This is a genomic window from Streptomyces sp. NPDC001219 (assembly GCF_053597915.1).
On the sequence record NZ_JBSFJF010000005.1, the window covers coordinates 180963 to 199594 of the forward strand.

The window sequence follows — 18632 nt, forward strand, 5'->3', positions numbered from 1 at the left end:
GGGCCGCCTCCCGAACGTGGCGGCCCGCCGCGAGGCGAGGAGGCAGATGACCGTGGAGCGTCGACGGATCGCCGTGGTCGGCGGCGGGGTGGCGGGACTCACCGCCGCCCATGTGCTGGAGCGGGGCGGCTGTGCGGTGTCGCTGTACGAGGCGGAGGACCGTCTCGGCGGCCACGCCCACACCCACGACCGCACCCTGGCGGACGGCCGGGTGATACGGGTCGACACCGGGTTCATCGTCCACAACGAGCGCACCTATCCGCTGCTGCTGCGGCTGTTCCGCGAACTCGGGGTGGCCACCCAGGACTCCGAGATGAGCATGTCCGTACGGTGCGAGGGCTGCGGCCTGGAGTACGCCGGTGCCCGTGGCCCGGCCGGACTGTTCGCCCAGCCGCGCAGCGCCCTGCGGGGCCGCTATCTGCGGATGCTGACCGAGATCCGGGCCTTCCACCGCGCCGCGCGCACCACGCTCGCCACCGACCGCGGCGACACCCTCACCCTGGGCCGGTTCCTCACTCGCTGCGGCTTCTCCGAGTACTTCGTCACCCACTTCGTCACGCCGCTGGTCTCCGCGGTCTGGTCCTGCGCCCCCACGAGCGCCATGGACTATCCGGCCGTCTACCTGTTCCGCTTCCTGGCGCACCACGGTCTGCTGTCGGTCGGCGGCTCACCCCGCTGGAAGACCGTCACCGGCGGCTCCGTGGAGTACGTCAGCCGGATCGGCAAACAGCTCACCACCGTCCACACCGGTACGCCGGTCCGCGCCGTGCACCGCGCACCCGACCGGGCCCGGATCGTCGCCGAGGACGGCACCGAGCGCGGCTATGACGCGGTGGTGGTGGCCGTCCACCCCGACCAGGCGCTGCGGATGCTCGCCGACCCCACCGACGACGAACGGCGGCTCCTGGGCGCCTTCCGCTACTCGCGCAACACCACCGTGCTTCACGGCGACACCTCCCTGCTGCCCCGGGCCCGCGGGGCTCGGGCCTCGTGGAACTACCTGATGGCCTCCTGCACCGCCCCGGCGGACGAGGTGCGGGTCAGCTACCACATGAACCGGCTGCAACGGCTGGACACCGCGGAGGACTTCGTCGTCACCCTCAACGCCGCCGACCGCGTCGACAGCGACCGGGTCCTGGCGCGGATGGTGTACGAACACCCCCTCTACACGCCGGAGTCGGTCGCCGCCCAGCAGCGGCTGCCCCAGCTGAACACCGAGGTCACCGCCTACGCGGGCGCCTACCACGGCTGGGGCTTCCACGAGGACGGCTGCCGCTCCGGCGTCCACGCGGCCGCCGCCCTGGGGGTGCGCTGGTGACCCCCAGGGCGGCCGCACCGGCCACCGTCACCCCCGCCCTCTACGAGTGCCTGGTCTCCCACGCCCGTACGGCGCCGGTCCGGCACTCCCTGCGGCACCGCACCTACCTGTGGCTGATCGACCTCGACCACCCGCCGCGGCTCCCCGCCGTGCTGCGCCCGCTGGCCCGGTTCGACCCGCGGGACCACTTCGGCGGCACCGCGCCGTCCCTCCGGGCCGGACTGGAACGGTTCCTGACGAGCCGGGGCGTACGGCTGGACGGCGGGCGGGTGCTGATGCTCGCGCACGCCCGGGTCCTGGGCCATGTCTTCAACCCGCTGACCCTCTACTGGTGCCACGACCGGCACGGCGCGCCCGTCTGCGTCGTCGCCGAGGTGCACAACACCTACGGCGAGCGGCACTGCTATCTGCTGCGCACCGACGCACAGGGCCGCGCCGACGTCGCCAAGGACTTCTATGTCTCGCCGTTCTTCCCCGTGGACGGCGCCTACCGGATGCGGCTGCCCGCACCGGACGGCCGGCTCGACCTGACGGTGCAGCTGCGCCGCGGCGCCGTCCGGCCGTTCACCGCCACCGTGCGCGGCACCCGGCGGCCCGCGACCGCCGGCCGGCTGCTGGCCGCTGCGCTGCGCCACCCCTGGTCCACGGCCGCCGTCTCCGCCGGTATCCGCCGGCACGGCATCGCCCTGTTCCTGCGCGGGCTGCCCGTCAGGCCCCGCCCCCACCACCGTCTCCAGGAAGGCATGAAGTGAAGACCTCCGTCCCGGACCGCACCGCACCCGCCGTCGCCCCCGCCGCGCCGGCCCGTCCCCGGGTGGACGCGGCCAGGTGGCCCGATGTGGCGCGCGGTCCGCGCGGCTCGGCGGCGCGCACCGCGGTGACCCGGCTGCTCGTCCAACGGGCGTTCGCCGCCCTGCCGTTGCGCATCGCTCTCGGCGACGCACCCGTCACCGGCGCCGAGGGGCCCTTGGTGCGGGTGCACGACCCGGAGGCGTTCTTCCGGCGGATCGGTGCCGACGGGCTGATCGGCTTCGGCGAGTCCTACATGGCGGGGGAGTGGGAGGCGGACGACCTGGTCGGCGCGCTGACCGTCCTCGCCTCGCACCTCACCTCGCTGGTACCCGGACCGCTGCAACGGCTCCGGGGCGCCTGGGCGCGCCGCCGGCCGAGCGGCCAGCGCAACACCCTGGAGGGCGCCCGGCGGAACATCCACCGGCACTACGACCTGTCGAACGACCTGTTCGCGCTCTTCCTGGACCCGACGATGACGTACTCCTCGGCCGTCTTCCGGAAGCGTCCCGCCGGCTGGGACGACCTGGCCGCCGCCCAGCACCGCAAGATCGACCGGCTGCTGGACCTGGCGGGCGTCGGCGATGGCACCCGGCTGCTGGAGATCGGCACCGGCTGGGGAGAACTGGCCCTGCGCGCCGCCGCCCGCGGTGCCCGGGTCGTCTCGGTGACCCTGTCCCAGGAACAGCGCGACCTCGCCAGGTCGCGTCTCGCGCAGGCCGGACTCGCGGACCGGGTCTCGGTCGAGCTGTGCGACTACCGGCAGGTGACCGGCCGTTACGACGCCGTGGTGAGCGTGGAGATGATCGAGGCCGTCGGCGAGGACTACTGGCCCGTCTACTTCGACACCCTCGCCCGCCTGCTGCTGCCGGGCGGCCGGATCGCCCTCCAGGCGATCACCATGCCGCACGCGCGGATGCGCGCCACCCGCACGACCTACACCTGGATTCACAAGTACGTCTTCCCCGGCGGCCTCATCCCCTCCGCCGAGGCCATCGGGCAGTGCGCGGCAGCCGCCGGCCTGTGCGTCCGGGAGAACGACGGCTACGGCGGCCACTACGCCGAGACGCTGCGGCTGTGGCGCGAACGCTTCACCCAACGGACCGCCGAGGTCGGCGCGTTGGGCTTCGACGCGGTGTTCCGCCGGATGTGGGAGTTCTATCTGGCCTACTCCGAGGCCGGATTCCGCGCCGGCTACCTGGACGTCCGCCAGCTGCTCCTCACCGACGCCGCCACGACGGCACGGGACGGAGGCCTCCGGTGACGCGGGTCGCGGACCGTCTCGCCGCCCTGCTCGCCGGCCGTTTCGCGGGCGGCCCGCCGGTGCGGCTGCGGGCCTGGGACGGCAGCGAGGCCGGGCCGCCGGACGCCCCGGTGGTGATCGTGCGCTCCCGGCGGGCGCTGCGCCGCCTGCTGTGGCAGCCCGGTGAACTCGGGCTGGCGCAGGCCTACATCGCGGGCGACCTCGACCTCGACGGCGATCTGGCCGCCGAGCTGAGCCGGGTGTGGCGGGCGCTGCGTGAGGAAGGCCCGGCCGCCGCGCCACCCGGCCCGCGGCAGCTGGCGGAGCTGGCGCTCACCGCGGTGCGGCTCGGTGCGCTGGGCCCCCGCCCGCCCGCACCCGGCGCCCCACGGGCCCGGCTGCGCGGCACCCTCCACAGCGACGCCCGCGACCGGGTCGCCGTCAGCCACCACTACGACCTGTCCAACGACTGGTACGCGCTGCTGCTGGACCCGTCCATGGCCTACTCCTGCGGCTACTGGACACGCCCCGACGACCCGTCCTACGGGCTCGCCGACGCCCAGCGGGACAAGCTGGCACTGATCTGCCGCAAGCTGGGCCTGCGCCCCGGCGCCCGCCTCCTGGACATCGGCTGCGGCTGGGGAAGTCTGTCGCTGTACGCGGCAAGGGAGTTCGGGGCCCGGGTCACCGCGGTCACGCTCTCCCGTGAGCAGCACGCCTTCGTCGCCGACCGTATCGAGGAGGAGGGCCTCGGCGATCTGGTCGAGGTCGAACTCCGGCACTACCGGCACATCCGGGGCGGCGGCTATGACGCGGTGTGCGCGATCGAGATGGGCGAGCACGTGGGCGACGCCGAGTACCCGGCGTTCGCCGCCCGGCTGCACGCGCTGCTGCGCCCCAAGGGACGCGCGCTGGTCCAGCAGATGTCACGGGGCGCCACCGCGCCCGGCGGCGGTGCGTTCATCGAGGCCTACATCGCGCCCGACATGCACATGCGCCCGCTGGGCGAGACCGTCGGCCTGCTGGAGGCCGGCGGGCTGGAGGTACGGTCCGTCGAAGCGCTGCGGGAGCACTACGCCCGGACCATCGCCGCCTGGTACCGCACCCTGGAGGACCGCTGGGAGGAGTGCGTGGCGCTCGCGGGCGAACCGACCGCCCGGGTGTGGCGGCTGTATCTGGCCGGCAGCGGACTGGCGTTCACCGAGCGCCGGATGGGTGTCGACCAGATCCTCGCGGTACGTCCCACACCGGAGGGGGAGTCGGCGATGCCTCCGACGCCGGACGGCTGGACCGTCGGGGGAGCTGGGCGGTGACCGGATTCCCCTGGGCGGCGTTCGCCGCCAACCTCGCGGTGGCGGCCGGGGCGGCGTTCACCGTCCTGCTCCTCACCTTCGCGGTGGCCAGGGCCAGGGGTGTGCACCGGCTGGTGGACGTCGCCTGGGGAGCCGCGTTCGCCGCGGTGGCCCTGGCCGGCTACGGGATGTCCGCCGGCCACGGGGACGACGGCCGGCGGCTCCTGGTCACCGTGGCGACGGTCCTGTGGGGGCTGCGGCTGTCCGCCCATATCGCCTGGCGGGGCCGCGGGCACGGTGAGGACCCCCGCTATGACCGGATGCTCGCCAAGGCGCCCGGCAGCCGCGACGCCTACGCCCTGCGCAAGGTGTACCTGCTGCAGGGCGCCCTGGTGTGGCTGGTCTCCCTCCCGGTGCAGGTGGCGCAGTACGTGCCGGTGCCGCTGGGCGCGGGCGCCGTCGCCGGCGGCCTGCTGTGGGCGGCCGGCCTCACCTTCGAGAGCGTCGGGGACTTTCAGCTCGCCCGCTTCAAGGCCGATCCGTCGCACCACGGCCGGGTCATGGACCGCGGACTGTGGAGCTGGACCCGCCACCCCAACTACTTCGGCGACTTCCTCGTCTGGTGGGGACTGTTCCTGCTGGCCTGCGGCACCGTGCAGACCGCCGCGCTTGCCGTGGTCTCCCCGCTGGTGATGTCCTTGCTGCTGACGTACGGCAGCGGCAAGCGGCTGTTGGAGAACCACCTCGCCGACCGCCCCGGCTACGCCGCTTACCGTGCCCGCACCAGCGGTTTCGTGCCGCTGCCACCCCGTCGACACCCCCGCCCGGAGGACCCACGCCCATGACGACAGGCACGGCCCGGCCCACCGGCCCCGGCGGCGACGGACCGGGGATGCCGCACCGCCCGCTGGTGGTCCACCGCGGTCCGGACACCCCGCGGGCGGCGGTGCTCCTGCTGCACGGCGGGCGCGCCGACGGCCTCGGCCCGCCGCCGCGGCTCAACCTCCCCGCACTGCGGATGCGGCCCTTCGGCTCCGCGGTGTCCCGGGCCCCGCGCGGGCGGGAGGTGCTGCTCGCCTCCGTGCGCTACCGCTGCCGGGGCTGGAACGGGCCGCGGGCGGATGCCGCCCGGGACGCCCGCGCGGCCCTCGACGAGCTGGCCGTGCGCGCCCCGGACACGCCGGTGGTGCTGGTGGGCCACTCCATGGGTGGCCGGGCGGCCCTGCTCACCGGCGGCCATCCGGCGGTCCGCGGCATCGTCGCCCTCGCCCCGTGGTGCCCGCCCGGCGAACCCGTCGCCCATCTGCGGGACCGGACCCTGGTGCTGCTGCACGACGCGGAGGACCGGGTCACCGACGCCGAGGGCTCCTGGCTCCTCGCCGACCGCGCCCGGCGGGCCGGTGCGCGGGCCCACACCGTCGCCATGCCACGCGGCGGCCACACCATGCTGCGTGGCGCACATCACTGGCACCGGCTGACCGTGGACCTGGTCGCCGCCCTCCTGGACGGCGGGCCGCTGCCCGGATCGACCACCGGGATGCGCCCGGAGTAACCGCCCGCACGACACACCGTTCCCATGACGTGCAGTCAGCCCCGCCCATTCGGGCGGGGCATGAGGCGTTTCCGGGTCCGGTTGCCTACGCGGTGGCACATCACGGAGACAGTGCGTACGCGCTCGCCGCTTTTCAGTCAAGTGGAACGCTGGAAACGAGCAAAAGAGGCAACTAACTGACCAGATTGTCGCGTCTTCCGTGCAGAGTCATAAGGAGGGGCCTTCCACCCCTGCCCCGTGCCCAGGGCTCGGAAACCGGTCTTCGAAGGAGATGTAATGCGACCGTTTGCGTTGAGCTACGCCCGTCCGGCGGCGAAGTCATCGACCAGCACGCCGTACAGCTACGACGCCACGCGGCAACTCAACGTCCTGCCGGACGGACGCCCGGCCACATGCAGCCGGGCGGTACTGCTGGCCACCGGCACCACCGCCTCCACCGCCGGTTCCAAGACCCACTTCGACGACTGAGCACCGATGACCGTTCTGGTCCTGACCTGCGAAGAAGACTTGACGGCGGACATGGTGGTGTCGACGTTGCTGGACCGTGGGGTCCCGCTCGTCCGCCTCGACCCCGCCGACCTGCCCGGGAGGGTCTCCCTCTCGGCGGAGTACGCGGAGAACGACTTCCACGGATACCTGAAATCCGGGGAACGCATGGTGAGCCTGGACAGCCTGCGCTCCGTATGGGTGCGCCGGCCCGGTGTCCCCGGTGCCCGCACCGCGGAACAGTCCGCCTGGATCGCGGCCGAGGCCGAGCAGGCGCTGTACGGCATGCTGACCAGCACTCAGGCGCGCTGGATGAACCATCCCGTCGCGGCCGCGCAGGCGCGCTACAAGCCCTGGCAGCTCCGGCTCGCCCACCGGAGCGGCTTCCGGGTGCCCGCCACGCTGCTCACCACCTTTCCGAAGATGGCCCGGCAGTTCGCCGCCACCCACCAGGACCTGGTGGTGAAATCGGTGAGCGGAAAGCACCCCGGCGATCCGCCGATGGTGCTGCCCACCACGCGCATCAGCCCGGACACCGACTTCTCCGGAGTCGCGGCCGGGCCGACCCTGCTCCAGCAGCACATCCCCAAGGAGGCCGATATCCGGCTGACCTGCGTCGGCGAGCAGCTCTTCGCCGCCCGCAAGAAAGCCGATCCGGAAGAGGTCGACAGCCGCTTCACCCACCACGGCACCTGGGAGCCCGCCGAGGTGCCGGACGCCGTCCTCCGGGCCGTGAATTCCTATATGAGTACCGCTCAACTTGCCTACGGTGCCTTTGATTTCGCCGAGGACCCGGACGGCTGCTGGTGGTTCCTGGAATGCAACCAGGGCGGCCAGTTCGGCTTCGTCCAGTTGGAGACCGACCAGCCCATCACCCAGGCCATCGCCGCCTGGCTCGCCGTGGAACCCTGATCCCGGGGCGGCGGCCGACCGGGCGACCCCCGCGACCCTGCCGCCCTCCGGCTATTTGCTCAGCACGTTCGCGATCACGATCAGCAGACCGATCAGCACATCCACACAACCGACCCGAAAGGACGCCCCCCAGCGCCGCTCCGCCACCCGGGCCGCCCACACCCCCCAGCCGAACAGCGCCACCAGATTGAAACCCAGCGCGAACTCGATCGCGCTCTCCTCGCCCCACCACTCCAGGTGCGCGCCGAACAGCGCGGCCATGGTGGGCACCATCGCGGCCACCAGCGGCCATTCCGACAGCATCGAACGCACCGCGCTCGCGGTGACCTGTGTGTCATCGCTCGTCCGGTGCGCGATGGAGTGCGCGTAGCCGTGTGCCGCGGCTGACGCCACGGCCGTCAGCGCCACCCACAGCGCGTCGTAGCCGGGGTCCGGCGGCCTGCCCTCATGGCCCAGCGCCGCCGCCAGAGCGCTGGCGAGCACCGAACCGTACACCCCGCCGAACAGGAGCCGCTGCAACGGCTCCCTTCGTCCGGGCGACGGCTGCACGGGTACGCTGCGGCTTTCTGACAAGGCGCCACCTCACAGGACCGACGGGACTTCCCCGCCACGGGATGAACACCCGAGATGTAGCAGCCCCCGCCGCCGATCCGTCCGAAGCTGCGCCGACGGCCCCGGCGAATTACCTCCGCCCGGCGCGCCCGCACCACGCCCCTCGTGCACCACCCACCTCGCGCACCGCCGTGCCGTACGCGCCGTGATCAGGCGTGCAGGGTCAGCGGCGGGTGCGTGCCGTTCAGGTAGTGGTCGCCGATGTCCCGGAGCCGGTGGGTGGGGGAGGCCTGCGCCGTCAGCACCCGGGCGTTGCGCCAGAACCTGTCGAAGCCCAACGGGTCGGCGACGGGGCCGGCGCCCTGGGTCAGTTCCAGGACGCGGGTGGTGAGGCGCACCGCCGAGCGGCTGGTGACGGCCTCGGCGGCGGCGACCAGCACCGCGATGTCGGCACGCTGGTCGACCCCGAGCTCCGGCCCCGCGAGGAGCCCCCGCGCCAGGGCCTCCGAAGCCGACTCCACCACGGCCGCCGCGGTGTGCGCCTCGGTCGCCAACTCCCCATACGCGAGCAGGAGATAGGGGTCCGCGTCCGGACGGTCCGGGTACCCGCCCTCGTCCCGCCCGGTGCCCGCCCGGCCGCGCGGTGCGGCCCGGGTGATGTCCCGCGCCTCGGCGAGCGCCCCTTCGGCGACTCCCAGGCTGACGTGCACGAGGGCGAGCCGGAGCGCCAGCGGCGCGAGCGTGGCGAACGGGGCGAACGCGTGCTCGTCGTGCGGAACGGCGCCGAGCACCTGGTCGGCGGGGACCGGGACGCCGTCGAAGCTGATGCGGCCGGCCGCGGTGAGCCGCTGGCCGAGACGGTCGTTCTCGGGGTCGGCCGCCACGCCCGGGTAAGCCGGGTCGACCCATACGACGAGGGACTCACCGGTGTCGGCGCAGACCGCGCCGAGCACCAGCCGGTCGGCGACGGTCACGCCCGCGGCGAAGGACTGGCACCCGCTGAGGAGATAGCCGCCCTCGCCCGAGGTGAGGGAGAGGGCGGGCCCGGTGGCCGGCTCCGCGTCCGGGAGGTCGATGCCGCCGCCCCAGAGCCACTGCTCCGCGCTCGCCCGGAGTTCGAGCCCGTCGGCCCGTTCCGGAGTGCTGAAGAACCGTGCGCTCCACGCCAACACATAGTGGCGCGCCAGCAGTTCGCCGATGGAGCCGTCCGCCGCCGCGATCTCCCGGACGACCGCGCAGGCGGTGCGCCAGTCGGTGCCCCGCCGGGCGGGGCCGGGCGGTGTCAGCAGTGCGGGCAGCCCCGCCTCGCGCAGCCGGGCCAGTTCGTCGAACGGGGGCTTGCCGGCCCGGTCGCGGTCGAGCGCGTCGACCGCGAGGTCATCGGCGACCTCCCGGGTGACGCGCAGCCAGATCTCCTCGTCCGTACAGGGCTTGACCTGCGGGGAAGAGGGGCGCGCCGAGGGCTTCTCCGGCACCGCGGCCGGCTCCCTCCCGTCGGCCGCGTCGGACGCGGGCGGGCAGATCGGACCACCGGCCGACGGGACGGAACGCATCGGAGCGCGCACGCCCACCTCCTGGCTTCCCTAGTTTTCCCACTGGATTGATAGGGAAGAGAATGCTGCCGGGGCCGCGGACGGATCAAGGGCCGTTCAAGGGGCGGACAACCTCGTCTTGGCATCCGGACGGATGGTGCTGGTGTCGATGTTGGCGCTGGTGCCGACGGTCAGGGAACGGTGAAGGGCGGCGGGCGATGGGCGTCCCACGGTTCCGCGCGCCCGGACCGATCGGAGGGATGGCCCTTAGGGGTTCGTCCAGGAAGCGGGGTTCTCGGTCAGCTCGGCGACCTGTGGCGGAAGCTCGGCGGAGGCGACGTCGGCCAGCGACACACCGTCGAGGATCTCTCGGACGTTCGCCCGCAGCGCGATCCACAGCGGCAGCAGGGAACGGGCGGGCCCGGTGTAGGACAGCTCCGGCGGGCGGACCCCGCGCACCGACACCAGCGGCCCGTCCACGACCCGGATGACATCCGCGATGCTGATCGCCTCCGCGGGCTTGGCCAGCCGGTATCCGCCGTTGCCGCCGCGCCGGCTCTGCACCAGCCCGCCGCGCCGCATGTCGTTCAGGATGCCTTCGAGGAACTTGTGCGGAATGTCCTGGGCCTGGGCGATGGCCTCCGCCTTGAGCGGCCCCGCGTCCCGGGCGTCCGCGAGTTGCAGCGCGGCACGCACGGCATAGTCCGCTCTGGCTGAGATCCGCATGCCCCGCATTATCCCGTAAGGGGCCCGGCGCCGGTCCGCCGGGTGCACCGGTTCCCGCCGCCCGGCACACCCGCTCCGTCCGGTTGCGAGCCCGGACGACCGGACGGACGCTCGACGTACGGCATCGACTCCGAGGTGAGTGTCGTGGCAGACAAAGGCGTGCCGATACCCGTCACCCAGCCCGCCACCCTGGAGACGCGCGGACCGGGCAGCGTGCAAGTGGCCCTCGTCGTCAACGGCGTCTCCCGCATTCTGCACCTGGAACCACGGGTGAGCCTGCTGGACGCACTGCGCGAGCAGATGGCTCTGACCGGCTCCAAGAAGGGCTGTGACCAGGGGACCTGCGGGGCCTGCACGGTCTGGGTCGACGGGCGCCGAGTGCTGGCCTGTCTGACCCTGGCCATCACCTGCGAGGGCCGTGAGGTGACCACCATCGAAGGCCTCGCCGAGGGCGACGAGCTGCACCCGATGCAACGCGCCTTCCTGGAGCACGACGCCTTCCAGTGCGGGTACTGCACGCCCGGACAGATCATGTCGGCCGTCGCGCTGCTGAACGAGGGACATGCCGGGACCGACGGCGAGATCGCCGAGTGGATGAGCGGCAACATCTGCCGGTGCGCGGCCTATCCCCACATCCGCTCCGCCATTCGCGAGGTGCGGGACCGGAAGACAGGACAGTGATGTGCGTGCCATCAGCTACACCCGCCCGACGGACGTGCACAGCGCCGTCGCGGCGGTGACGAGCGACCCCGGCAGCTCCTTCCTCGCGGGCGGCACCACGGAAGTCGACCTGCTGCGGCTGGACGTGCTGCGCCCGCACCGGCTGGTGGACATCAACCGGCTGCCGCTGACCGGCGTCGAGGAGCGCTCCGGCGGCGGACTGCTGATCGGTGCGCTGGCCAGGATGAGCGAGGTCGCGGAGGACCGGGCCGTCGTGGAGCGCTTCCCGGTGCTGTCCCAGGCACTGCTACTCGGCGCCTCCGCCCAGTTGCGGCACATGGCCTCCATGGGCGGCAACCTCATGCAGCGGGTGCGCTGCGCCTATTACCGCGACTCCGAATCCGCGTGCAACAAGCGCGTTCCGGGGAGCGGCTGTTCCGCCCTGGAGGGCGTCCACCCCGGTCATGCGATCCTCGGCACGAGCGAGCACTGCATCGCCACCCACCCCTCGGACCTGGCGGTAGCCCTCGTCGCCCTGGACGCCGTGGTGCACGTGGAAGGGATGGACGGCTCCCGCACCCTCCCCGCCGACGAGTTCTTCCTGCTCCCCGGCGACACACCCGAGCGCGAACACCCGCTCACCCCCGGCGAACTCATCACCGCCATCGAGGTGCCCGCCCTGCCCATGGCGCGCAACTCGCTGTACCTGAAGGTGCGGGACCGGGAGTCCTACGAGTTCGCCCTCGCCTCGGCAGCGGTGGCGCTGGCGCTGGAGGACGGCGTGATCCGCGAGGTCCGGCTCGCCCTCGGCGGGGTGGCGACCAAGCCGTGGCGCGCCCACCGGGCCGAGGACCTCCTCCTCGGGCAGCGCGCCGACGACGAGCTGTTCGCCCGGGCCGCGGACGCCGAACTGACCCCCGCCGTCACCCGGCCGATGAACGCCTTCAAGGCGGAGCTGGCCCGCCGGACCCTGGTCCGGGCCCTGCAGGTCACCGCCGCGACGGGAGGCGGGACGCGATGACCACGGGCGCCCTCCTCGAAGCCGTCGGCCGGCCCGTCGACCGCGTCGACGGCCCCGCCAAAGTCACCGGACGCGGCCGCTATGCGGCGGAGATCACCCTGCCCAACACCGCGTACGCCGCCCTGGTCGGCGCCCGTACGGCCGCCGGGCGGATCACCGCGATCCGTACCGACGCCGCGGAGCGCGCCGACGGTGTGCTCGCCGTGCTGACCCACCAGAACCTGCCGGCGATCCCCGGCCGGCCGCATCTGCTGCCGTCCCTGGCCGGTCACGCCGCCCCCGGGGAGAGCTTCTTCCCGATGCAGGACGACACCGTCCACTACTTCGGTCAGCCCGTGGCGATGGTGATCGCCGACTCGGTCGAACGCGCCCACCACGCGGCCCGCCAGCTCCATGTCGACTATGACCGCGGTGCCTCCGTCACCACCCTCGACGAGGGCCGGGACCAGGCCTACGAACCCGAGGCGATCTTCGCCGGGTTCATCCCCGCCCGCAGCGTGCGCGGCGATGTCGAGGCCGGCTTCCGGGCCGCGGCCCACCACCTCGACGTCACCTACCATTTCGCGGCGAACCATCACAATCCCATCGAACCGTCGGCCACCACCGCCGTCTGGGACGGCGACCGGCTCACCCTCTACGACGCCACCCAGGGCATCGCGGCGACCCAGAACACGGTGTCCGCACTGCTGGGCATCCCGCCGTCGAAGGTGCGGGTCCGGGCGTCGTTCGTCGGCGGCGGATTCGGCTGCAAGGCCATGATCTGGCCGCATGTCACCCTGGCGGCCCTGGCCGCCCGCGAGGTGGGCCGCCCGGTCAAACTGACGCTCACCCGGGAGCAGATGTTCACCTCCTGCGGCCACCGCGAGGAGCAGGAGCAGCGCGTCGAACTCGGCGCGACCGACGACGGCCGGCTCACCGCGCTGCGGCACCACAAGCTCTCACTGACCTCGCCCTTCGACGAGTGGGCCGAACCCTCGCTCAGCATGGCCTCACAGGCCTACGCCTGCCCCCACTACGAGGGCGTCTACCGCCTGGTCCGCGGCAACACCATGACCCCCACCTTCACCCGCGGCCCCGGCGAGACCACGGGCATGTTCGCCCTGGAATGCGTGCTGGACGAACTCGCCCACCGCATCGGCGTCGACCCGGTGCAGCTGCGGCTGCGCAACCACGCCGAGGCCGACCCGAACACCGGCCACCCCTGGTCGAGCGACGGTGCCGCGGAGTGCTACCGCCGCGGTGCGGCCCGCTTCGACTGGCAGTCCCGCAACCCCGAACCCCGCTCCGAGCGGGACGGCAACCGGCTCATCGGCAAGGGCATGGCCACCGCCGGCTACCCGGTGTTCTTCCCCATGCAGCCACAGCGCGCCCGCGCCCGGCTCTACGCCGACGGCACCGCGGTGGTGCAGGCCGGCACCCAGGAGTTCGGCACCGGCACGAGCACCGTCATGACCCAGGTCGCCGCCGACGGCCTGGGCGTCGCCCTGCGGAACGTCCGCTTCGAGTACGGCGACACCGACCTCCCGAACGTGTCGGCCGCGGTCGGCTCGGCAGGCGCCGGAATGATCAGCGCCGCGGTCCACACCGCCGCCACCACGCTCCGCGACCAGATGATCGAGCAGGCGGTCACCGACCCCGGCTCCCCGCTGCACCACGCCGACCCCGCCACCGTTGTCGTCCGCGAGGGACGGATGCGGCTCAGAGACCGGCCCGACACCGGCGAGACCTACCAGGCCCTGATGCAGCGGCACTTCATGACCGACCTGGACGCGCTCGGCAGCTGGACCCCGCCGCCGGACAACCTCCCGTACGGGCTCGCCACCTTCGGCGCCCAGTTCGCCGAGGTCGCCGTCGACCCCGACCTCGGGACGGTCCGGGTGCGCCGCATGGTCGGCGCCTTCGCCCCCGGCCGGGTCCTCAACGCCAAGACCGCCCACAGCCAGGCCACCGGCGGCATGCTCTGGGGCCTCGGCCAGGCGCTGCTCGAAGGCAGTCTGGTCGACCCCCGCGACGGCCGCTGGGCGAACGCGAGCCTCGGCGAGTACCTGGTGCCGGTCCATGCCGACGCACCCGAGGTCGCCGTCGAGTTCGTGGAGGTGCCGGACACGGTCGTCAACCCGCTGGGTGTCAAGGGCCTCGGCGAGGTCGGCATGGTCGGCGCGGCGGCGGCCATCGCCAACGCCGTCTTCCACGCGACCGGATACCGCGCGCGGGAACTGCCGATCAGGATCGAGCACCTGCTGTAGGAGACCCGGCCCGCCGGGCGACGGAAGGACCCGACCATGCCCACGGACGCGCACCCCGGTCCGCTGCGGGTACTCGTGCTCGGCGCGTCGCTGCGGGCCGGATCGAGCAACGCCCGGCTGGCCTCCCTCGTGGCCCGCATCATGACCGCCGCCGACGCCGCCGTGGACCTCGCCGCCATGCGGGAGTTCGCCATGCCGCTGTACGACGGTGACCTGGAGGAGGCCGAAGGGCTGCCGCACGGTGCGCTGGCACTCCGCGTCCGGCTCGAACGGTGCGACGCCTTCGTGCTCTCCTCACCCGAGTACAACGCCTCCGTACCGGGGGTGGTGAAGAACGCGATCGACTGGGTCTCCCGGGTCCGCCCGCAGCCGTTCAAGACCAAGCACGCGCTGCTGGTCTCGGCCTCCCCGTCCCTGGTCGGCGGCAACCGGGGACTGTGGGCGCTGCGGGTCCCGCTGGAACATCTCGGCACCCGCGTCTACCCGGACATGTTCAGCCTCGCCGCGGCCCACCAGGGCTTCGCCGAGGACGGGCAGCTGGCCGATCCCGCGCTGCAACAGCGCCTGGAGGAGACCGTCACGGCCTTCCTGCACCTCGTCGAGGCCGACACCCGTTTCGTCTGCCTGAAGCGCCGGTGGTACGAGTTCCCCGGGGACCTGACCGGGGCCCCGGTCACCCAGCGGGCGGAGGACTGACGGGCCCGGGGACGGCCCGGGCGGGAGCGGGCGTCCGACGGCGGCTCGTTGGCGGGGCCATCGGAGAGGGGCGGTAGCGGAGGTCGTTCCGCTACCGCCCCCGGTGTATGTACGGAGTCGCTGTACCGGTGCGGCACCCGCCGGAACGGGCGCAGGGACGGCTTCCCTCAGGCGGAGGCAAGGCGCGCCCGGTGCCGGGCGGCCCGGCGCCGCATGGCACGCCGCTCGTCCTCGCTCATCCCGCCCCAGACACCCGTGTCCTGGCGGGATTCCAGTGCCCACTGGAGGCACTGCCCCATCACCGGGCAGCGGCGGCAGACCGTCTTGGCCTCCTCGATCTGGAGCAGCGCGGGGCCGGTGTTGCCGACCGGAAAGAACAGCTCCGGGTCTTCTTCGCGGCACACCGCGTCATGACGCCAGTCCATGGATAACCTCCGTTCTCCGCGGCGGGGCGCGGTTGTGTGAGTGCGGGCCCGGTGCCGGGGCGGCCCGGCTGCTGCGGCAGCCTCCTCGCCCGGACACCTGCTGTCCTCGCGTGCCCGATCCTGCGCACACAATGCACCGCAGTCCCCAACGAACACATTCCTCCGCAAAGTGATCACAATTCGGTCCACCCCGGGCCATGTCGAGGGGCCGCGCTCGGGCACGGCCACGGCGCGGGGTCGGGGCCCCACCCTCCACATGAACAGGGCAGATGTCGAGGGCCGCAGTCAAGTCGCCCTGCCATCACGCCACTTGACCTCCGTGGACAACCGTGAACTGATGTGGCCCGTAGACAACGGGGAGGGGCGACATGCTGGACGGGCTGAGCGAGTACTGCACGGAGGCGCTGGCGGAGCACGGGTGTCCGTCGGTCTCCGTCGCGGTGGCCGAGCGCGGAGCGGTGGTCCTCGCCGCCGCCTACGGGGCGGCCGACGTCGCCACCGGCCGTCCGGCCACACCGGACACCGCGTACGGGCTGGCGTCCGTCACCAAGCCGATGACGGCGACCGCCGTCTGCCACGCGGCCGACGAGGGGCTCCTGGACCTGGACGCACCCGTGCCGCTCCCGGGCGCCGGCCACCGGCCGGCCCCCACCGTGCGCCAACTCCTCCAGCACCAAGGCGGCTTGGGCCCGTACTACGACTGGGACTACGGCGACGGCGAGCGGGTGCCCGACCCGGACCGCTACGCCGTGCCCTTCCGCACACCGGGAACCGGCTTCGGCTACGCCAACCTCGGCTACCGACTCCTCGGCCGCCTGCTGGAGCGGGTCACCGGCCAGGACCTGGCCACCTGCGTCCGCGAACGGGTCTTCGCGCCGCTCGGGCTCACCGGCTGCCACCTCGGCCGCGCGTACCCGGGCCCGGCTCCGTCCGTGCTGCGGTACTCCTCCGGTGGACGCGTCTACCCCGATTACGGCTGCGGCCACCCGGGCGCCACTCTCGGCTGGGCCCCGGCCGGGGAGCTGGCACTGTTCGCCCAGTCGTACGACCGGCTGCTGAAGCCGGAGACCGCGGCGGCCGTGCGGCAGGCGCTGCCGGTCAACGAGCACCTGGGGTACGGCCTCGGCTGGTGCCTGTCCTCGGGCGACGGCCCGCTGGTGCAGAGCCACGGCGGTGGCGGGCCCGGAGTCGCCGCGATGACCCTGGTGATACCCGAGCGGGCGCTGTCCGTCGCGGTGCTCACCAACTCCACGGACAAGGCGGCCCGCGACGCGATCCTCCGCCACGTCCTGGCGGAACTGGCCCCGCACTGCACCACCGAGTCGCTCACTCCGGTGACCGCCGATCCGCCGCGCCCGATGACGCTGCCGGAGGGCACCTGGACCGGCCGGATCTGCGCACCCGAGCGGGAGGTGCCGGTCACCCTCCGCGTGCTGCCGGACCGTCGGGCCGAACTACGGCTGGCCGATACGAGCGCCACCGCCCCGGCGGCCGCCTCGGCGGCCTGGGACCTGCGCGCGGCCTTCCCGCTGCAGCTCCCCACCGCGGACGCCCGGATCAACAGCCCCGAACTCGCGCTGGACCTCCGCCTCGTGGAGGGCGCGCTGACCGGTGTGGCCCACGCCTACAAGAACGGCGACACCGAAGGCCGGCTCGGCAACTTCCTGAGCCACCTCTGCCGGCTGGAACCGGCCTGAGCGGCCGTCCCACAGACGACGGCGGCCGCCGGTGAGCCGTTCCCGGAGCCACTGTTCGGCCTGGTGCACCGGCCGGACCGGCGCGGACGGGTCTCCGGCGTGATCCTCCTGTTTGAAGGCCCAGCGCAACCGGTCCGGCACGGGAGCGTCAGCGGCGCGCGCCTGCCGTACCCGGATGTCTGTGGTCATCGGATGAGTCTCGCGCACCCGGGCCGTCTCCCGCTGCGAATTCCTGACGGTGCGGGCCTGTCCGCGGCGGCACCGGGCGTGTGTGCCCGGCGGGCCGTCACCCGCGCCGCCGGCCGCAGCAGCGAGGCGGATGCGGGAACGCGCCGCCGGGACTACGGTCGACGCCCCGGCCCGGCGCAGTCGGTCGGGCCGCTCTGATCAGGAGGTGGAACCGGATGCTGGTACTCGGGCGTTCGCAGGTCGAGGAGCTGCTGGACCTGGACGCGCTGATCGACGCGTTGGCGTCGGCGATGACGGATCTCAGCGCGGGCCGCGCGTCCAGTCCGGACCGCGTCGCCGCGACGGTGCCGGAGCGGGACGGGTTCCTGGCGGCCATGCCGGGCTTCGTTCCGTCAGCCGGGGTGCTCATGAGCAAACTGGTGTCCGTCTTCCCGCACAACGGCGACACCCCGGTGCCGACCCACCAGGCGCTGATCGTCGCCTTCGATCCGCACACCGGCGAGCCCACGGCGCTGCTGGACGGTACGGCGATCACCGCGGCGCGGACCGCCGCCGGTTCGGCGCTCTCGGCGCGCCTGCTGGCCCGCGAGGACGCCTCGGTGCTGGCCGTGCTGGGCACCGGAGCGCAGGCCAGGTCGCATGCCGAGGCGATGTGCCGGGTGCGTCCGATCCGGCAGATCCGGGTGGCCGGCCGCGACCGGACGAAGGCGGCCGCACTGGCCGGCGAACTGTCCGCCACGCTCGGGGTGCCCGTCGAGGCGGCGGCCGGTTACGCCGAGGCGCTCGACGGGGCCGACATCGCCGCCGCGGCCACCCACGCCGTCGACCCGGTGATCCGCCGCGCCTGGCTGACACCGGGCGTGCATGTGACGTCGGTGGGCTTCAACCCGGAGGGCCGGGAGGTCGACGACGCCACGGTCGCCGAGGCGCTGGTGTGCGTCGAGTCGCGGCAGGCCGCGCTGGCCCCGTTCCCCGCGGGCAGCAACGACCTGCTGCGCCCCCTCCAGGACGGCGCCATCACGGAGGACCACGTCCACGCCGAGCTGGGCGAACTCCTCGCCGGCAGCGCACCGGGCCGCTCCTCGGACGACCAGATCACCCTCTACAAGTCCGTCGGCGTCGCGGTGCAGGACGCCGCGGCCGCGGCCCTGGTCGTGGCGGCCGCCCGGGAGCGGTCGGTGGGGGAGGAGATCCGGCTGGCGCGCACACCACCGGGGCTCTCGCCCACCTCGACCCGCACCACGGTCGACGGCGGATCGACGATGCCCTCGCCCACATGCACCACCGAGGTCTCCA

At 73.4% G+C, this 18632-nt stretch carries 17 protein-coding genes and 2 pseudogenes; 14 read left to right on the forward strand and 5 right to left on the reverse strand.

What is annotated here, in order from left to right:
• Nucleotides 1-46 precede the first annotated feature (46 nt).
• The 8 genes from ACWC9R_RS05165 to tgmB all read left to right on the forward strand — a co-directional run bounded on the left by ACWC9R_RS05165 (nucleotide 47) and on the right by tgmB (nucleotide 7592).
• The gene (locus tag ACWC9R_RS05165; protein ID WP_450729021.1) at nucleotides 47-1318 is read left to right on the forward strand and encodes an NAD(P)/FAD-dependent oxidoreductase; all 1272 of its coding nucleotides are present in this window, start codon (nucleotides 47-49) and stop codon (nucleotides 1316-1318) included.
• On the forward strand, nucleotides 1315-2070 hold the full coding sequence (locus ACWC9R_RS05170; RefSeq protein ID WP_450729022.1) for a DUF1365 domain-containing protein: 756 nt from the start codon (nucleotides 1315-1317) through the stop codon (nucleotides 2068-2070). The genes ACWC9R_RS05165 and ACWC9R_RS05170 overlap by 4 nt, the downstream gene beginning before the upstream one ends.
• Nucleotides 2067-3371 (forward strand): class I SAM-dependent methyltransferase, encoded by a 1305-nt coding sequence (locus ACWC9R_RS05175; protein WP_450729023.1) that lies wholly within the window; start codon nucleotides 2067-2069, stop codon nucleotides 3369-3371. The genes ACWC9R_RS05170 and ACWC9R_RS05175 overlap by 4 nt, the downstream gene beginning before the upstream one ends.
• Entirely contained in the window at nucleotides 3368-4663 is a 1296-nt protein-coding gene (locus ACWC9R_RS05180) for a class I SAM-dependent methyltransferase (RefSeq protein WP_450729024.1), read from the forward strand. Before ACWC9R_RS05175 ends, ACWC9R_RS05180 begins: the two co-directional genes overlap by 4 nt.
• Nucleotides 4660-5487, forward strand: coding sequence for a DUF1295 domain-containing protein (locus ACWC9R_RS05185; protein WP_450729025.1), 828 nt, complete (start codon nucleotides 4660-4662; stop codon nucleotides 5485-5487). Before ACWC9R_RS05180 ends, ACWC9R_RS05185 begins: the two co-directional genes overlap by 4 nt.
• Nucleotides 5484-6194: an alpha/beta fold hydrolase gene (locus ACWC9R_RS05190; protein ID WP_450729026.1), complete on the forward strand. Its 711-nt coding sequence runs from the start codon at nucleotides 5484-5486 to the stop codon at nucleotides 6192-6194. The genes ACWC9R_RS05185 and ACWC9R_RS05190 overlap by 4 nt, the downstream gene beginning before the upstream one ends.
• A gap of 276 nt (nucleotides 6195-6470) precedes the next feature.
• Nucleotides 6471-6662, forward strand: a complete 192-nt coding sequence (tgmA, locus tag ACWC9R_RS05195) for a putative ATP-grasp-modified RiPP (protein ID WP_026169961.1) — start codon at nucleotides 6471-6473, stop codon at nucleotides 6660-6662.
• A 6-nt stretch (nucleotides 6663-6668) separates the two neighbouring features.
• Nucleotides 6669-7592 carry an ATP-grasp ribosomal peptide maturase gene (tgmB, locus tag ACWC9R_RS05200; protein ID WP_450729027.1) on the forward strand — a complete coding sequence of 308 codons (924 nt, stop codon included), beginning with the start codon at nucleotides 6669-6671 and terminating at the stop codon, nucleotides 7590-7592.
• Nucleotides 7593-7643: 51 nt separating this feature from the next.
• Here tgmB and ACWC9R_RS05205 read toward each other — a convergent pair whose 3' ends face one another.
• The 3 genes from ACWC9R_RS05205 to ACWC9R_RS05215 form a co-directional block, all read right to left on the reverse strand.
• Nucleotides 7644-8111 (reverse strand): hypothetical protein, encoded by a 468-nt coding sequence (locus ACWC9R_RS05205; RefSeq protein WP_450729028.1) that lies wholly within the window; start codon nucleotides 8109-8111, stop codon nucleotides 7644-7646.
• A gap of 242 nt (nucleotides 8112-8353) precedes the next feature.
• Nucleotides 8354-9709 carry an acyl-CoA dehydrogenase gene (locus ACWC9R_RS05210; protein ID WP_450729029.1) on the reverse strand — a complete coding sequence of 452 codons (1356 nt, stop codon included), beginning with the start codon at nucleotides 9707-9709 and terminating at the stop codon, nucleotides 8354-8356.
• 234 nt (nucleotides 9710-9943) lie between these two features.
• Complete coding sequence (locus ACWC9R_RS05215; protein ID WP_450729030.1) at nucleotides 9944-10402, reverse strand: RrF2 family transcriptional regulator; 459 nt, start codon at nucleotides 10400-10402, stop codon at nucleotides 9944-9946.
• Nucleotides 10403-10546: 144 nt separating this feature from the next.
• Here ACWC9R_RS05215 and ACWC9R_RS05220 point away from each other — a divergent pair, with 144 nt between their 5' ends.
• The 4 genes from ACWC9R_RS05220 to ACWC9R_RS05235 are packed head-to-tail and all read left to right on the forward strand — an operon-like array spanning nucleotide 10547 to nucleotide 15025.
• A complete protein-coding gene (locus ACWC9R_RS05220) occupies nucleotides 10547-11083 on the forward strand; it encodes a (2Fe-2S)-binding protein (protein ID WP_393359276.1) in 537 nt (178 codons plus the stop codon).
• Nucleotide 11084: 1 nt separating this feature from the next.
• Nucleotides 11085-12083, forward strand: a complete 999-nt coding sequence (locus ACWC9R_RS05225) for an FAD binding domain-containing protein (RefSeq protein ID WP_450729031.1) — start codon at nucleotides 11085-11087, stop codon at nucleotides 12081-12083.
• Nucleotides 12080-14329 (forward strand): xanthine dehydrogenase family protein molybdopterin-binding subunit, encoded by a 2250-nt coding sequence (locus ACWC9R_RS05230; RefSeq protein ID WP_450729032.1) that lies wholly within the window; start codon nucleotides 12080-12082, stop codon nucleotides 14327-14329. Before ACWC9R_RS05225 ends, ACWC9R_RS05230 begins: the two co-directional genes overlap by 4 nt.
• A gap of 36 nt (nucleotides 14330-14365) precedes the next feature.
• Entirely contained in the window at nucleotides 14366-15025 is a 660-nt protein-coding gene (locus ACWC9R_RS05235) for an NADPH-dependent FMN reductase (protein ID WP_450729033.1), read from the forward strand.
• A 167-nt stretch (nucleotides 15026-15192) separates the two neighbouring features.
• Here the strand turns inward: ACWC9R_RS05235 and ACWC9R_RS05240 are convergent, their stop codons facing one another.
• On the reverse strand, nucleotides 15193-15450 hold the full coding sequence (locus ACWC9R_RS05240; RefSeq protein ID WP_362607133.1) for a WhiB family transcriptional regulator: 258 nt from the start codon (nucleotides 15448-15450) through the stop codon (nucleotides 15193-15195).
• 368 nt (nucleotides 15451-15818) lie between these two features.
• On the opposite strand from ACWC9R_RS05240, the gene ACWC9R_RS05245 reads away from it, so the two are divergent.
• Nucleotides 15819-17147 (forward strand): serine hydrolase domain-containing protein, encoded by a 1329-nt coding sequence (locus ACWC9R_RS05245; protein ID WP_450729034.1) that lies wholly within the window; start codon nucleotides 15819-15821, stop codon nucleotides 17145-17147.
• A 404-nt stretch (nucleotides 17148-17551) separates the two neighbouring features.
• A pseudogene (locus ACWC9R_RS05250) lies at nucleotides 17552-18448 on the forward strand (ornithine cyclodeaminase family protein); the annotation flags it as partial.
• Here ACWC9R_RS05250 and ACWC9R_RS05255 read toward each other — a convergent pair.
• Nucleotides 18439-18632 (reverse strand): annotated as a pseudogene (locus ACWC9R_RS05255) (hypothetical protein); the annotation flags it as partial. The pseudogenes ACWC9R_RS05250 and ACWC9R_RS05255 overlap by 10 nt on opposite strands.

Bases quoted from the DNA above. Each gene is read 5' to 3' on its own strand.
- ACWC9R_RS05240 (WP_362607133.1), bottom strand. From the start codon at position 15,450: ATGGACTGGCGTCATGACGCGGTGTGCCGCGAAGAAGACCCGGAGCTG.
- ACWC9R_RS05190 (WP_450729026.1), top strand. From the start codon at position 5,484: ATGACGACAGGCACGGCCCGGCCCACCGGCCCCGGCGGCGACGGACCG.
- ACWC9R_RS05165 (WP_450729021.1), top strand. From the start codon at position 47: ATGACCGTGGAGCGTCGACGGATCGCCGTGGTCGGCGGCGGGGTGGCG.
- ACWC9R_RS05245 (WP_450729034.1), top strand. From the start codon at position 15,819: ATGCTGGACGGGCTGAGCGAGTACTGCACGGAGGCGCTGGCGGAGCAC.
- tgmB (WP_450729027.1), top strand. From the start codon at position 6,669: ATGACCGTTCTGGTCCTGACCTGCGAAGAAGACTTGACGGCGGACATG.
- ACWC9R_RS05230 (WP_450729032.1), top strand. From the start codon at position 12,080: ATGACCACGGGCGCCCTCCTCGAAGCCGTCGGCCGGCCCGTCGACCGC.
- tgmA (WP_026169961.1), top strand. From the start codon at position 6,471: ATGCGACCGTTTGCGTTGAGCTACGCCCGTCCGGCGGCGAAGTCATCG.
- ACWC9R_RS05235 (WP_450729033.1), top strand. From the start codon at position 14,366: ATGCCCACGGACGCGCACCCCGGTCCGCTGCGGGTACTCGTGCTCGGC.
- ACWC9R_RS05215 (WP_450729030.1), bottom strand. From the start codon at position 10,402: ATGCGGATCTCAGCCAGAGCGGACTATGCCGTGCGTGCCGCGCTGCAA.